The organism is Dietzia sp. SL131 (assembly GCF_026672565.1).
In the GTDB taxonomy this organism is placed as follows: Bacteria; Actinomycetota; Actinomycetes; order Mycobacteriales; family Mycobacteriaceae; genus Dietzia; species Dietzia kunjamensis.
Map to the genome: position 1 here is coordinate 664433 of NZ_JAPPRI010000003.1, position 14386 is coordinate 678818.

The 14386-nt window shown below is 68.5% G+C and carries 13 protein-coding genes; 1 reads left to right on the forward strand and 12 read right to left on the reverse strand.

Annotation, left to right across the window (positions count from 1 at the left end; genetic code table 11):
- Nucleotide 1: 1 nt before the first annotated feature.
- The 5 genes from OVA21_RS03850 to OVA21_RS03870 all read right to left on the reverse strand — a co-directional run bounded on the left by OVA21_RS03850 (nt 2) and on the right by OVA21_RS03870 (nt 2997).
- A complete protein-coding gene (locus tag OVA21_RS03850) occupies nt 2-1318 on the reverse strand; it encodes a M23 family metallopeptidase (protein WP_268091799.1) in 1317 nt (438 codons plus the stop codon).
- An 8-nt stretch (nt 1319-1326) separates the two neighbouring features.
- Entirely contained in the window at nt 1327-1455 is a 129-nt protein-coding gene (locus OVA21_RS03855; RefSeq protein ID WP_268091800.1) for a hypothetical protein, read from the reverse strand.
- Nucleotides 1452-2246: a hypothetical protein gene (locus OVA21_RS03860; RefSeq protein ID WP_268091801.1), complete on the reverse strand. Its 795-nt coding sequence runs from the start codon at nt 2244-2246 to the stop codon at nt 1452-1454. Before OVA21_RS03860 ends, OVA21_RS03855 begins: the two co-directional genes overlap by 4 nt.
- Before the next feature lie 77 nt (nt 2247-2323).
- Nucleotides 2324-2584 carry a hypothetical protein gene (locus tag OVA21_RS03865; RefSeq protein WP_268091802.1) on the reverse strand — a complete coding sequence of 87 codons (261 nt, stop codon included), beginning with the start codon at nt 2582-2584 and terminating at the stop codon, nt 2324-2326.
- Nucleotides 2585-2592: 8 nt separating this feature from the next.
- On the reverse strand, nt 2593-2997 hold the full coding sequence (locus OVA21_RS03870) for a hypothetical protein (protein WP_268091803.1): 405 nt from the start codon (nt 2995-2997) through the stop codon (nt 2593-2595).
- Between the two features lie 207 nt (nt 2998-3204).
- On the opposite strand from OVA21_RS03870, the gene OVA21_RS03875 reads away from it, so the two are divergent.
- The gene (locus tag OVA21_RS03875; RefSeq protein ID WP_268091804.1) at nt 3205-3843 is read left to right on the forward strand and encodes a hypothetical protein; all 639 of its coding nucleotides are present in this window, start codon (nt 3205-3207) and stop codon (nt 3841-3843) included.
- On the opposite strand, the gene OVA21_RS03880 is transcribed toward OVA21_RS03875, so the two are convergent.
- From OVA21_RS03880 to OVA21_RS03910, 7 genes are all read right to left on the reverse strand, one after another.
- Nucleotides 3815-5047 carry a M14 family zinc carboxypeptidase gene (locus tag OVA21_RS03880; RefSeq protein ID WP_268091805.1) on the reverse strand — a complete coding sequence of 411 codons (1233 nt, stop codon included), beginning with the start codon at nt 5045-5047 and terminating at the stop codon, nt 3815-3817. The genes OVA21_RS03875 and OVA21_RS03880 overlap by 29 nt on opposite strands.
- The gene (locus tag OVA21_RS03885; protein ID WP_268091806.1) at nt 5048-6394 is read right to left on the reverse strand and encodes a hypothetical protein; all 1347 of its coding nucleotides are present in this window, start codon (nt 6392-6394) and stop codon (nt 5048-5050) included.
- A gap of 70 nt (nt 6395-6464) precedes the next feature.
- Entirely contained in the window at nt 6465-7265 is an 801-nt protein-coding gene (locus OVA21_RS03890) for a hypothetical protein (RefSeq protein ID WP_268091807.1), read from the reverse strand.
- A gap of 3 nt (nt 7266-7268) precedes the next feature.
- A complete protein-coding gene (locus OVA21_RS03895) occupies nt 7269-7658 on the reverse strand; it encodes a hypothetical protein (RefSeq protein WP_268091808.1) in 390 nt (129 codons plus the stop codon).
- 9 nt (nt 7659-7667) lie between these two features.
- On the reverse strand, nt 7668-9287 hold the full coding sequence (locus tag OVA21_RS03900; protein WP_268091809.1) for a Gp37-like protein: 1620 nt from the start codon (nt 9285-9287) through the stop codon (nt 7668-7670).
- A 3-nt stretch (nt 9288-9290) separates the two neighbouring features.
- A complete protein-coding gene (locus OVA21_RS03905; RefSeq protein WP_268091810.1) occupies nt 9291-10094 on the reverse strand; it encodes a hypothetical protein in 804 nt (267 codons plus the stop codon).
- 19 nt (nt 10095-10113) lie between these two features.
- Entirely contained in the window at nt 10114-14379 is a 4266-nt protein-coding gene (locus OVA21_RS03910; protein WP_268091811.1) for a phage tail tape measure protein, read from the reverse strand.
- Nucleotides 14380-14386 lie beyond the last annotated feature (7 nt).

The window sequence follows — 14386 nt, forward strand, 5'->3', positions numbered from 1 at the left end:
ATCAGCCCTTCAGCTTCGGGTTGCGGGCCCCGGCCGGGAGCTCCGGCAGGGTGTCGGTCATGCGGGGGACGCCGAGCTGCGCGCCCACGGCGGCGACGGCGTCGATGAACGAACGGTGCCCGGTCTGCTTCCAGCCGGGGACCTTGCCGAACCCGGCGTCGTCGGCGTCCATGCCCATCTGCACGGCCAGGCGCTTGACGTCGTGCCCGATGGGTCCGCAGTACGCCGCGATCTCCTCGCGCACGATGCGCCTGAGGTCTGCTTCGGTTGCCATTGTCAACCAGTCCTTTCCTTGGCCGGCGGGGCCGGTCATGTGTTCGGTGACGTAGCGCAGGAACACGTCCCACGGGAAGTTCTTGCCGGGGTCGGTGTGGTCTGATTCGCGGAACGCGACGCTGATGTCGCCGTGCGTGCAGAAGCCGCGGACCCGCTTGGTCTGGACCTCGGGGATCGACAGGCGTCGCACCTCGTGCCCGTACTCCTGGCACCACTCGGCGCAGATCCGGGCGGCCTCGCGCAGCTGGTCGTCGTGGGCGAGCCACGTCTCGCGGGAGTCGGCCGCGTACCCGAGGAACCCGACGTGGAATCCGAGCCGGTCCCCGGTAGGCAGGGACGCGCACGGGATGTAGTTGTCGTCATTGGCGCGCAGGCTCTTGCCGTCAGCGGAGATGAGCACGGTGTACGAACCGGTGCCGCTGGTCTGCTGCCACTCGGCCCGTGCGCGCAGCGCGCGTTCGCCGGACTCGCGGGGGCACTCGTAGGTGTGGACCGCGATCAGCGGCACGGTCGACGGATCGCGTGGCCCACGGTCGACGGTGGTCAGCTGGGTGTAGGTGGTGGACGGCTGGCCGGCACCGCCCGGCGCCGGGGCAGGTGCGGGGGCCGGTGTCGCCCCGGGCCAGCGGGCGCCGGCCAGTAGCGGCATCGGGTCGAGGCGGTTCGGGCCCGGCGGGGACCACACGTAGCGGTGCCACTCGAGGTGCAGGTGTGGGGCGACGCCGCCGTTGGTGCGGGAGTCGGGGTTGATGCGCCCGATCCGCTGCCCCTCATGCACGGCCTGGCCGACGCTCACCTCGGGAATGATGTGGCCGTAGACGGTGAGGCCACCGCCGACGGATGCGGGGTGGTCGACGTTGATCCACTGACCGAACCCGGACGCCGGGCCCGCCGCGGTGACGGTGCCGTCCTTGACGGCGTAGATCGGGTGGCCGCCGGACCCGCCGTCGCGGCCGAAGTCGGTGCCGAAGTGGACAGTGCCCCAGCGAGGGCCGAAGCCAGAGGTGACGTAGAAGCCACGGTCGACGGGCATGGTGGGCATGGTCTCTCCTAGATGATCTGGCGGCGGTCGCCGCAGCGGCAGCGCAGGACGGTGCCGACCGGGGTGTCGTACGGGCGGCCGACGGTGACGCGGTGCCCGCGCGCGGCGTGCGTGAGGAGCCAGAGTGCGGCCCTCACCGATGGGACACCTTCCATGCGACGGTGTCGGCCAGACGATGCGCGAGCGACAGCCCGCCAGCGTGGGGCCGCGTGTAGGCCAGGGTGTGGGCGCCGGTGAGGTAGCCCTCGATGTCCCGGCGGGCGCGGTCGAGGCGCGGGCCCAGGCCGCGCAGGTATGCCAGCGGGTCGCGGCGCCACAGGCCCATGTAGGTGGCGAGCTGCCAGTCGCGCTGACGCAGGTGACCGGCGAGGTCGACGAGAAGTGCGCCGGGGATCTGGTCGGACAGGTCCGCCGCGGTGCGCAGCGGCGAGTCCGACAGGCAGGACGAGATGACGTCGCCGGGGGCGGAGGTCCAGAACGTGCGATCGCCGATCGGTCCGACACGACTGCCGGCGATGCCCGAGCCGCCCGGGTCGGGTAGGCCTCCCTTCCAGTTGTCCTGCCACCGGGTCGAGGGCCGGTACGGGTCGGACATCAGCCCGACCGCCGCCACGCGGTGGTGCTCCTGGGGACGGGTGGCGAGCCAGTCGTGGATCACGCGGCAGCCGCCGGAGTAGCCGAGCAGGACCAGGTCCTCGCCTGGGTGTTCGGCTGCGATGCGGTCCAGGTCGAGCACGCCGATGTGGGCGGACACGGCCCACGATGTACGGCCGCCGATGCCGACCATCGCCGCGGGCCAGTGCACCGGCACGACCTGGTGACGCGCGGTCTTCTGGGCAAGGCGGGCGGTGACGTTGCCGATGATCGACCGGGAGTCCCCGGGCACGATGCCGGCCGATCCGATCCCGTCCGCGGTGACGATGAGCATGGGGCCTCCCTGGACATGGGGAAGGCCCCCGTCGAGTGGCGGGGGCCGAGGGTTGTTCGAGTTGTTGGGGAGTTGTTTCAGGCGGGCTCGTACATCAGGTCGAACACCTCGGCCGCGCAGATCAACAGCTCCCCGCCGGTGGCGCGCAGGAGCCAGTCGCCGGGGCGGGCGGTGGTGGTGCCGCCCGACGGCGGGATCTCCAGGACGCCGGCCGGGTCGCACTGGCCGGGCGGGTGCAACTCGTGGCCGATGAACTCGCCGACCTCCGCGCAGTTCGTGCCGGGCAGGTACTGCACCGCCTCGAAGGTGGGGCGGCGCTGGTGGACGGTGATCGGCATGATGCCTCCTAGATGGGGAGCGGGCGGTCGGCGATCACGTGGCCGGCGAGCTCGTCGACGAGCATCCCGAGGAAGTGCACGAACGCCTCCTCGGCGTCGGTCATGTCGTCGTCGCCGTCGGGGATGGGCAGGCCGCGCCGCACGAAGGTGTCGATCGCGGCGTGGCCGGCCTCGTGGACGAGGATCGCCAGCTGCGGCGGTCCGCCGAAGTAGAACGTCCCGTCGTGCTGCCCGGCCGGGTCGGGGAAGAACGCCGAGTGCGGGGAATCGAGTTCGGCGCCCGGGTGGTCTGCGAGGATCGCCGCGGCCGTGGCATCCGGGTCCGGGCAGATGACCACCTCGTAGACCGTCGAGTCCGGCAGGGTGCCGGCATCGGCCTGGGGCCACGAGGTGGCCATCTGGAATCGCCGCACGATCGCTCCTTTCAGCCGCCCATAATCGGGAAGTACCAACCGTTCAGATGGCGGCTGCTACGGTTGGCCCCGCAATCTCTCGTGATCGGAAGCGGATAATCTATGGCCCAAGCGCCGGCAAACGTCCTCTGGACTGGTGGGTGGGATTCCACATTTCGCGTTGTCAGTTTGGTGCTGAACGACCAGCGGGAAGTCCAACCTTGGTATGTGGCCGACCCGAAGCGCGGCGGCACTGAGAAAGAAGTTCAGACCCAGGGCCGGATCAGATCTGAACTCGCGAGGTTCGATAGCGGTGTCGCTTCGCGCTTGCTTCCGACAATCACTCGCGAAGTGAGCACCATCGCCCAATCTGCCAAATACACGGAAGCTCGACGTCGACTTGCCAGCGGGCAGCACCTCGGCAGCCAATATGAATGGCTGGCCTCCTTTGCCGAGAACGAAGGAATCGAGCTGGAACTCTCGATTCACAAAGACGATAAGGCCCACGCAGTGATGCGAGGACACACCGTCACGGACCGTGACGGTGTCCACCGCGTACGTCCTGATGCGCCCTCCGATGTCGTGACCCTGTTCGGCCAGTTCGCATTCGGCTTATTCGACACGACCAAGCTGGAAATGCTCGAAGCCGCCCGCGATGCCGGTTTCGCCCCGCTGATGGAGATGACGTGGTTTTGTCACACTCCACTGTTCGATGGGAGACCTTGCGGGTTCTGCCCTCCATGCACCTATACGAGGGAAGAAGGGCTCGGTCGACGAGTCCCTCCTCCGACCCTGCGTCGCCGCGTGCACTACGACGGATTCCGAGCGGTCCGACGGCTCAGGAAGGCAATCTCACCTCGTAGATAGTGCCCCCGATCCGGGCTTTCATCGCTGTCACGAGGTGGGTTTCCCCGTCCAGTCGCACCTTCATCGCTACCGGTCGGCCACGGAACGGCGGCACTTTCGGAGGCGGGGGAGTCGGTGACACCCTCGTGGCCGCGACGACAGGCTCCGGCCCGTCCGGGTCGAACAGGAACGGCAAGAGCGCCCACTGGGCCTGCGCCATCGGTACTGTCACCTTGCCCGCCACATCGGTGTAGTCCAGGCCGAACACCTCTAGGTGGTCCGGCGCTTGCCCGTGGAACGTGTACGCCAGCGGCGGCGGGTTCAGGACCGTGGTGTTGAGGTTGAACGGCACGTCGCGGGCGGTGCCCCGCCGAACCATCTCGGCCTCGCCAGCACGTTTCGCGGCCCGCGCAGTCGCGATGTTCGCGCCCGACCACGCCAGCACCGCATCGCGGACGACCTTGTACCAGCGGAACCGCTCCCACTTGTGGATCGTGTCGTTCAGGGCCGGGGTCTCCACCAGCAGGAACGGAATGTTCCGCAGACCGCACATGCTACGCAACACCCACGGGTCGTCTGTCTCGACCGAGTACGGGCCGTGCTCGATGGACTGCGCATCCAGCGCCGACTGGACCGCCGCGTGGAGCGACAGGGACTGCTCGGTCACTACGGGCGCCGACATCGGGTGTCTGCCCGGCAGCATCTCCACGCGAAGCGTGGTCGGGGATGAGCCGAACTGCTCGTGGCAGTCCACCACCAGCGCCGGGTCGAGGTCCGTGATCGCCTGCTGGACGAACCTCGACTCGATCACCGACAGTGACAGATGCTCTCGGTTCATGTTCGCGCCACCCGAGGCGGGGATGGTGCGGTACAGCGGGAAGCCGCCAGGGTTCGCGGTGGGGATGAAGTAGAACCGACACGCCCCGAGCAGGGCGAGTGAGGCAGGGTCGGTGGCCTCGGCGAAGTCACGGATCGTAGACAGGAGCGTCTCGCGGCCGACAGGCTCGTTGCCGTGCTGCATCCCCACGAACAGCACGCACGGAGCGTCATGCGGGGTGGACGGCAGATCGACCGTCACCAGACGGACGGGAAGGTTCAAGTTGGTCGACAAGCCGAGGAGGGTCGTGGTGACTCTGCCTGTCCCGGCGAGTGCCGTGTACAGGTCGGCCTCATCAGCCAGCGTGGTCAGTTCCTCGCCGCTGGTGGACTCGAAGCGGGTCAGCATCTACACCGCCTCCGTCGGTGCGGGCACACCATCAACGCCGACACCCACCCAATCCACGTACTGCTCCCCGACGAGGGAGAACACGCGAAGCCCGACCCAGCCAGGGCCGGGGATGGCGGTGTCGGTGACCTGGAAATCCCACGCCGTCGGTTCAGGGGTGGAGTCCAGCCACGTTCGAGAAGATATGACGGACCCCTCCGCCCGGAGCCGGGTGATGTACCACGTGTTCGCGGAGAATGTGCGGGCGGCCGTTCCCAGCGTGGTGAGGGTGGCGCTTGCAGGATGCGACTGCAAGGAGTCCGTGGTCGCGTTCTGCGACCCGCCCACGTAGCCGGTCGGGGTGGCGGCGGTACCGGCCCCTCGCACAACCGGGCGCACCGGGACAGCGGCGCTGTTGCCGCTCCACCGCAGCACGACCTCCACGTTCGAGTGCCCGCTACCGATCGCGTCCCACGCCAGGACCCGGTTCGTTTCCCCCGTCGGGGCAGGTGCAGTGCTTTTCAGGATCACCCCACCCAGCCCTGCCGCGTCGGCCTGCACGGTCCACATGTTCGTGTCGCGCCACCGGGTCGACCAGCCTGCCGGGGGCTGGCCGATGGTGTTCTCAGAGAAGTCGGTGAAGAACTGGGTCTCCGGTGGCGGGGTGCCGCCGAGGATGAGCACCAGCGTGCCGTCTTCGGCGGGTTCGTAGGCGGCATCGAACGTGGCGACCGCCCGCTTGAGGGGGCCGCCGTCGAACACGTCGGACAGGCTCGCGTAGGTCGCGGATGCCTCGATCTTGTCGAGCTTCGCAGAATCCAGGTCTTCCACCTCAGCCTTGGTCCCATAGGTGGCATTAAGTTCCGACTGGGTGAGGTACGGCGCGACGTTCGACTGAGCCGCCTCGTCGAGCGTCTGGCGGATCGCATCGACGTGGGTGCGGTGCCCCTCGGCGACCGATGCCGCGCCCTCGGCGTCGGACTTCGCGGTCTGCGCATCGCCCGCCGCGGTGACCGTCTGGCTCCGCAGCTGCACCATCTGCGACTCCACCCAGGATCGGGTCGGAGACATTTCCTGCAACGCCTCGGTCAGCAGGGTCATGTCGGCGGTGACACCGAGCTCGTACACGTCGCGCAGGCCCTCGCCCTCCACGAGCATGACCGCCGGCCCCGGCTCGAGCTCGACGGAAATCTCCCCGGTGGGGGAGACCTCCACGGGGACCGGGACCGACGCCACGAGGCGCACCTGCTCGGTCAGCGACGAGCGGCGCGAGGGGGCGCGGACCGTGACGCGCAGCGTGGCCAGCGGGACCCGATCGGGCAGCGGGGAGCCCGTGACGTCGTCGATGGTGCCGGTAAGGATGGGCACAAGAGCCTCCAGAGGTTTCAGGGCCCGGTACGAGCGGGCGAGGAAGGAGAGGGCCAGGCAGGGCGGCTGGTCAAGCGGTGTCGTCGATCGTGCCGCCGGGGTCGTCGCTGGTCGCCGCGTTCTCGATGTCGTCGGACCACTGCACCACCGAGAACTGCGACAGGCGAGCGCCACCCTTGACCGTGCGGATACCGACCAGCACGTTGAACTTCCACCGCACCTGCACGTAGTAACCCGGCGCCGGGGTGACGAAGAACTTCGACAGCGACACCGGCACACCGACGTTCACGTCGGAGACAGTGCCGCCGTCGGCGTGCGCCCTTGGGGCAGGCAGAGTCGTGTACGAGTACGGGGTCAGGTCCGGCTTGAGCACCACGATCTCGCCCTGCGCACGGTCGAATCCATCGCCGGCGTGGACGAACGAGGCGTTGGCGTGCCACAGGCCGGCCCGGTCCAGGCGGATGCACCATTCGCTGAGGACGGTCGACGGGTTGGTCGCCTCCGGGTGAGGACGGGACACCTGCACCAGCTCGGCGTCGTTGTTCGGGCCGATCTGCGAATCGAACGGCAACGCCCGGTTCCGGCCCGGGCCCAGCCGCAGATTGTTGTACATGTACGCCGCGCAGTACGCGGAGGTACCCAGCAACTCGAACCGCTCGTTCAGCTCGAGCTGCCCATCGACCAGCGCCGGAATGTCACCGTCGTAGCGGCCCAGGACCATGTCGACGATTCCCGAGATGATGCCGTTCAGCCCGTTGGCGAGCGCCTCACCGATCCCGCCGACGGATTCGACGGCGTCTCGGATCGCCTGCAGGATCCCGCCCGGCGCGCCCGGCGTCGTCGGTGCGGTCCCACTGAGGTTGACTCCCACCGGTCACGCCTCCTTCGCGGTGCCGGCACGCTTGGCCACCAAGGCGGCCTTCGCGTGGGTGATGTACTCAGCGAGCTCCGCCTCGTCCATCTCGGTGAGATCCTTCTCCGGGGTCGTCACCTGGACCGTCATCCGGTCGTCCTCGGCCTTGATCCACACCCCGAACTCGTGCGGAGCCCCGGACCCGCCGAGAGCGTCGTACTTCACCGTCGGCGGCGCCGACGTGCCTGGGCCGGCGCAACCGAGATGGTCGAACACCCACTTCGCCATCGCGTGCGCGCCGTCGGCGTCCACCGCGAGGTGCGGCATGTTGAAGAACAAGCACGCCAACGGGTGAAACTTCGGGTCGCGCGGATACGGGTACAGCTCGTCGAGCACCTTGTCGTCGGGCATGGTCTCTCCTCACATGATGAAGGTCTTGACGCGGTCGACCGAGTTCTGGATCGTCTTGATCGACCGGGCGAACAGGGCGGTCGGGTTCTCCCGGACACGCGGGTCGCCGAGCTCGATCGCCGAGCGGAGCCGCTTGTCGCCCTTCTTCTGACTGATCACCGTCTTGGAGGCGTAAGTGGCGAAGATGATCCCGCGGTGCACCACGCCCTGTTGGTCGCCGGCGCGGTAGTCGATGCCCCACTGGAACGGGGCGCCGCCGTCGACGGTGAACCCGATCGAGATGCCGCCGGCGCCCTGGGCGAGCATCTGGTACGCCTGCTGGTACGCCTCGATCGTCCAGCCGTCACCGGCCCCGACCGAGTCGCGGTTCGCGAACCGACCGTGCCACTCCCTGCGCTTGAGGTCAGCAGCCTCGGACCAAGCGAACAGCTTGTCCTTGAGCCCTTCGCCGACCACGTCGCCAAGGAAGTCCGCCGCCGCGACGATGACCGGACCGAACACCGGGATCGCCATCGCCAGCGCCGCACCCAGCCCGCCGAAGACGGCCTTAGCGCCGAGACCGAGCATGTTGTTGATCGCCTCGGGAGAGCGGCCACCGACCGTGACGTGCCAGACGTCCGACTTCGCGATCGTCAGCTCCGAGGTCACCGCCTCCATGTGCTCGGGCTGCCACAGCACCCACGCCGGCACTCCGGCCGCGGTGGACGGGGTGTCGGCCAGGCCGATGCGCGGGGCGTTGGCCTCGGTGTCGAACGTGCGGATGAGGCCCTTGAGCAGGTCCCCGGCATGTCCGGTGGTGGAGGTGTCCCACTGTCGGGGCACGATGTCGAGGACGATGGTCGGCTTGGTCAGGATCGTGTGATCCGGGAACGGTTGCGGATCGCCCTCGAGCCACACGTCCAGGGTCAGCAACAGGCCGGCGGCGTCCAAGGTCTCCTTCACCGCCGCGAGGCCGGAGTCGAACCGCATGTCGAGGATCGTCATGGCGGTGGTGACCGGGGCGTTGATCGGGTTGACGATGCACGCCCATTGGTCGGCCACGACGTTCTCCCACGACTCGGGGGCCCACAGGTCCCAGCCGTCGATCGCGCCCGGCTGGAACTCGCGCATCGTGTTGACCAAGAAGTACTCCTTGACCACCTTCAAGCTCTGCCCGGCGCGGATGTCGCGGTACTTCGGCTGGGCGATGATCGGGAATCCGGGACTAGCCTGGAAGGTGATGTGCGCGGCGTACCGATGCAGGCTGACGGCCTCGATCTTCACCCGCGCGCGCTTGGAACCGTGGCCGTCGGTGATCCGCATGACCCGGTAGAACAGCCGATGCGGCTTGCCCGTGACGGGATCCTGCCCGGTCTCGATGAGCACCCACTGCGCCGCGTGGATCAGCTCGGTCCACGTGTCCTCCGGCTTGGAGGGGTCCAGCGACCCGAGCGGGATGAGCGTGTCGACCACGGGGTGGTTCACCGGATAGGAGCCGACCCACGTCGCCTCCTCGTTCGGCACCTCCGGGCCTTCCCACTCGATGAACCCGTGCAGGTCGTCGACCGGTTCGATGTGCCGGTCGAGGAGCTTCATCACCACGCCACCCGCGGCGGTGGTGGCCAGACGTTCAGCGGACCAGTCCGACACGACTCACCTCCCCCACGGGTTGAGGAACAACGGCTGCACCACTGCGGTGCAACCGGTGAACGTCCACGGCGCGGTCGTGCCGGGCTCGATCGGGACCGGGGCGACCCGGCCCCGCATCTGCTGACGCAACGCCGTGGCGGGCTGGCCGTCGATCGTCACCATCCCGCCGGTCGCAGGATCGGTGTCCCACACCGCCGGCACCGCAGTGGTCGGCAGAGTGAACTCCGGGATCCCCGGCCCGGACACCGTCGCGCCCGACCCGACCCACTCGATACGCGGGTAGTCGTCCAGATCCCCGGCATTGAGCACCTGCACGGCGCCGGTGTACGGCGCCGACTGCGGTCCGATCCACAGCCCGTCGAGGCACTGCACCGACATCGACAGCGCCACCCGCCGCACCGGCTGACCCGGCGCCCGCTCGGTCGGGGACCGATCAGGCATCGGGAACCCACCCGAGGCGAGCCGCGCCCGCGTGCGCATCAGCACGCCGCGGTCCGAGACCCACGTCAGCTCCCCGTCGACGAGAGGCGACCACGCGCGCGCGAGCGCGTCGAAGATCTCGTCGAGCTCACGAGTCTCGCCGTCGACCAACTGCGAGGACACCGTCAGGTCGAGGGTGCCGGTCATCGGCGGCACCGTGAACCCCGACACCACGTGCCCGGTGCGGGCAGGGCGCGCCTCCACCGTCGTGTCGGGGGAGGCGATGAAGCCGGACACCTTCGCCGCCTCCGCGCCCTGAGCGCCCTGCCTCTCACCGACGAGAGTCCATTCCGAGGAGTCGACTCCCACGTATGCCAGGGTGATCACAGGCAGCCCCCTTCCACGGTCAGACGATCCCGGACACGCCCGCACCGAGCGGAGCGGGCGCGTTGTCGGAATCGGTCACACGGATCTCCAGGTCGTCGACGCGCTGGTCGAGCTCGTCGAGCATCTGCTTGACCTCCTCGTCCGTGTACGCCGTCTTGCCGGCGGGCAGCGCCACGGTCACCGAGGTGCCCGCGGGTAGCTGCTCGGCCGAGATGTCGGCCTCACCGTCGACCGACGGCACCACCGGCGCCGACAGGTCGAGGCCGCTGAGGTCGTTCGGCACGGCGGCGGCGGGGTCGTCGAGCTTCGTTCCGATGACCCGGCCGTCGTCGTCAAGGATCGCGGCCTCGCCACCGATAGGCCCGTCGACGATCGCGTGCAGCAGATTCCGGGTGGACTCATTGAGCTGACCGCCCAGGATCCCGCCGAGACCGACCATGCCCAGGGCACTGTCGGCCACGTCGAGACCGAGTGCGGTACCGAAGTGCTGCGCGAACTCCTCCGCCGACCCCATGCGGCCCTGCTCCGTGCTCGCGGACGCCCACGCGGTGAAGCCCTTCTCCGCCGCATTGGCAAACCGCTCGAGCTCGACCAGGCCCTCGTCGACCCACCGCTTCATCTCGGGGGTGAGGAACTGCAGCTCGTGCACCAGCGCCGAAACGTCCCTCCACTGCTGGTTGGTCAGGATCGCCTCCGGCTTGCCGGAGGCGTTGACCGCCATGGTGATGCCCTCCTCGAGGACACCGCCCTGGTCGTAGCCACCCGCCCGGTCGTACGCGGCCGAGATGGACCCGTACTTGTCCAGGGCGTAGTTCATCGACGCACGCAGGTTGGCCTCGGGGTCCCAGATGTTGTCGAACCCGGGATCCTTGTACGACTGGAACGTGGGGTCGATGGTCTGCATGAGACCCTTCGACGGGATTCCCGCCGCAGCGTTGGAGTCCCACAGGTTGATCGCGTTCGGATCGCCCCCCGACTCCTGCTGCATACGCCGCAGCACCGACCCGACGAGCGCCTGCGACTGGCCCTTCTCCGCCAATAGCCGCTCCACCAGACCGCGGAACTGCTCCACACCGGGGGTGCCGACCCAGTCGCCGTGCGGCGACGACCCGCCCGACTGGCCCATCAGGAACTCCTTAACGGAGTCGACCAGCTTTGTCGCCATACCCTTCGCAACCCCACCGAACAGGCCCGGCCCCTCCGGGATCATGCCCATGATCGGATCCATGATCGACGAGAACGCCTTCGCGACCAGAGACCGCACCGGGGACACCCCGCCGCCGCCCGGCCCGTCCATCGAGATGACGTCGCCGGTGTAGGGGTCGATGATCTCGGCCATTGCCCAGTGCACGTGATTGGAGTGTCCACCGATCGCGCCGGTCGGGGCGCCGCCGACCATGTTCGGTCCCGGATCCCAGAACAGCTCGAGGACAGACGGCCCGTACTCTCGGGCGATCCACGACGCGAGCGGGCCACCGGGGAGGTCGAAGTCGACGGCCCGCTGAGCCATGTGATTGTCGAACCCGGAGCCGACGTCCTCGTAGCGGGTGCCGGACGTGATTCGCTGGTTCGGGAACGCCTGCGCCACCGACGCAGCCATAGCGCGCTGAATGTCGGAGGTCAGCATCTCCCAGCCCGGCAGCACACCACCGGCCGCGTAGCGCCCGGCGTGACCGAGGGGGAGCCCCTTGCGAGCGCGGGCGTTGAGCTCGTCAATCCCCTTCGGTCCACCGACGGCGTCGACGAACTCCGGGCGCATGATGCCCTCGCCGCCGCCCAGATCGACGCGCACGCCGGTCTTGGGGTCCACGAAGTTGTAGATGTCACGGCCCGGCGTGTACCCGGGCAGCACACCGCCGCCTGCGTATGCGCCGAGCCACTCGGGGTTGTACGGGTCGAGCGTGCCCAGACCAAGCCATCCGGCGACCTTGTTCCACACCTCACGGATGCCGTTGTTGTAGACGGTGTCGATGACGAACTTCACCGGCTTGGCGGTGATGCCCTTGATGCGGTCCCACATCTGGCCGATGAAATCGACGGCCTTCTGGAACGCGGTCTCAACGAATCCGAGGCCGGTCTTGAGACCGTCGAACACGGGGTGCACGACGTTGTCGGCGACCCAGGCGATCCCCGCGCCGAGGGCATCCCAAGCCGGCCTGATGACGCTATTCCACACCCAGGAGAAGAAGTCACCGACCGCGCCGAGGGCCCACTTAAGCGCGTCCCAGTTGGGGCGGATAACGTTCTGCCACACCCACGCGATGCCCGCGCCGAGAGCGTCCCAAGTCGGCTTGATCACCGAGTTCCACACCCAGCCGAAGAACGCGCCAACCGCGCCGAGCGCGGCCTTCAGCGCGTCCCAGGCGGGCCGGATAATCGCGTTCCAGACCCACGCGATCCCGGCACCTAAGGCGTCCCATGCAGGCTTGATCAGGGAGGTCCACACCCAGCCGAAGAAGGCGCCCAGGGCGGACAGGGCGGCCTTCATCGCATCCCACACGGGCTTGATGACGTTCTGCCACGCCCAGGCCGCCGCGTTCTTGATCGAGTCCCACAGGCCGATCCAGAAGCCGCGGAAGGCCTCGGACTTGTTCCACAGGATGACGAACGCGGCGACCAGTCCGGCGATGGCTAGAACTACCCACGTCCACGGGTTCGCGAGCATCGCGGAGTTGAGAAGCCACTGCGCGATCGTCAGGTTTCGGACCCATGTCAGAAGCGAACCGGCAGTGAGGATGCCGGAGGCGATCGCTACCCCGCCGAGCGCGATGGCGGTCACCCCGAGGACGATGCCCAGGTCCTTCAGCAGGTCGATGTTCTCCGACACCCAGCCGATGAACCCGCCCGCACTGTCGATTGCGAACTGCTGCGCCGAGCGCTTGAATGCCTCAAGCCGGGTCGCGGCATTGTCGTTGAGGGTGTCGCCCATTTCTGCGGCCGCGCCGCCGACGTCACCGAGCGCCTGGACCGCTGTAGACGGGTCCAGATCGAACAGGGCCCCGCCCAGGTCCTCGGCCTGGGTGCCGAACAGTCCGACGGCGGCGGCGTTGCGCTCGACTGGATCTTCCATCGCCCGCAGGCCATCGAGGACCTGATCGAGGCCCTCGCGGGCCCCCTCGCCGCCGGCTGCGATCTTCGCGGTCATCTCCTCGGCATTGAGGCCGATGGCCCCGTATGCCTCCGCCGACGCCTTCGACCCGTCGATCGCACGGATCTGAAACTCCTTCAGGGCATCCGCGACCAGGTCTGCGCTACGGGCGCCGCCAGCCATGCCCTGAGCGATGAGCCCCGTCGCGGTCTGCCCGTCGATACCGAGCGCCTGGAACAGCGCCGGGTACTCCGTCATGGTGTCGAGGAGGTCGCCCGCCTTATCGGCCCCCTGCTGGAAGCCGCGGGTAAGGATGTCCATGGCCGCGTCGGCGTCGGGCGCGAGCCCGGTCTTGAGCATGGTGCCAACCGCACCCGTGGCGCCCGCGAGATCCTGATCGAACGCCGTGGTCAGGTCCAGCACCTTGGCGGTGATCGACTCGATCTGCGCGTTCGTCGCGTCCTCGTCGACCAACCCCTGCTGCCACACGCCGCGCAGTGCGTCGTTGACGTCCTCGAACGAATCGCCGTACGCCTGCGCGTACAGGCTGCCCGCCATGTCGCCGAACTCTGCGGCCATCTCGGGGGTCGCCCCGAGCTGCGCTGCGAGCTTGTCGCCCAGGCGGTCCTGGTCGAGACCTTCCATCATGGCGTCGGCCGAGGCGACGATGCCGCCCAGTCCGGCAGCGAGGCCGCCGAGCTTGCCGACCAGGCCGTCGATACCGCCGCCGAAGCTCGACATCGACCCTTCGCCCATCTCGAACGCGTCGGCCTGCTCACGGGCCGCGCGCGCTGAGTCGTCAGTCGCCCGGGCCAGCTTGTCCCGCTTCGACGTCAGGGACTTATCCGCGTTCTCAGCCGCGGTCGTCGCCTCGGACACGCGTCGCTGGGCAGTCGCCAGCTGCTCCTGCGCACGCGCGATCTTCAGCGTGTCGCCAGAATCGCGGGCCCGGGCAAGCTGCTCCTCGGCGATGCGCACCTTGCCTGCTGCGTCCGCAACCTTGTTGTGCGCCTTTTCCGCGACCTCAGAGGCCTTGTCGACCGCGGCCTTCGATCGCTCGACACCGGAAGCGATCTCCTTGCCGACACGCTCGCCGACCTTGGTGCCCGCGCCCTTGGTGCCCTTGTCGAGCTCCTTCGCGAAGTCCGACAAAGAGGGCAGCGTCGGAACCCATACGACGTCACTGTCCACAGCCACCAACGCC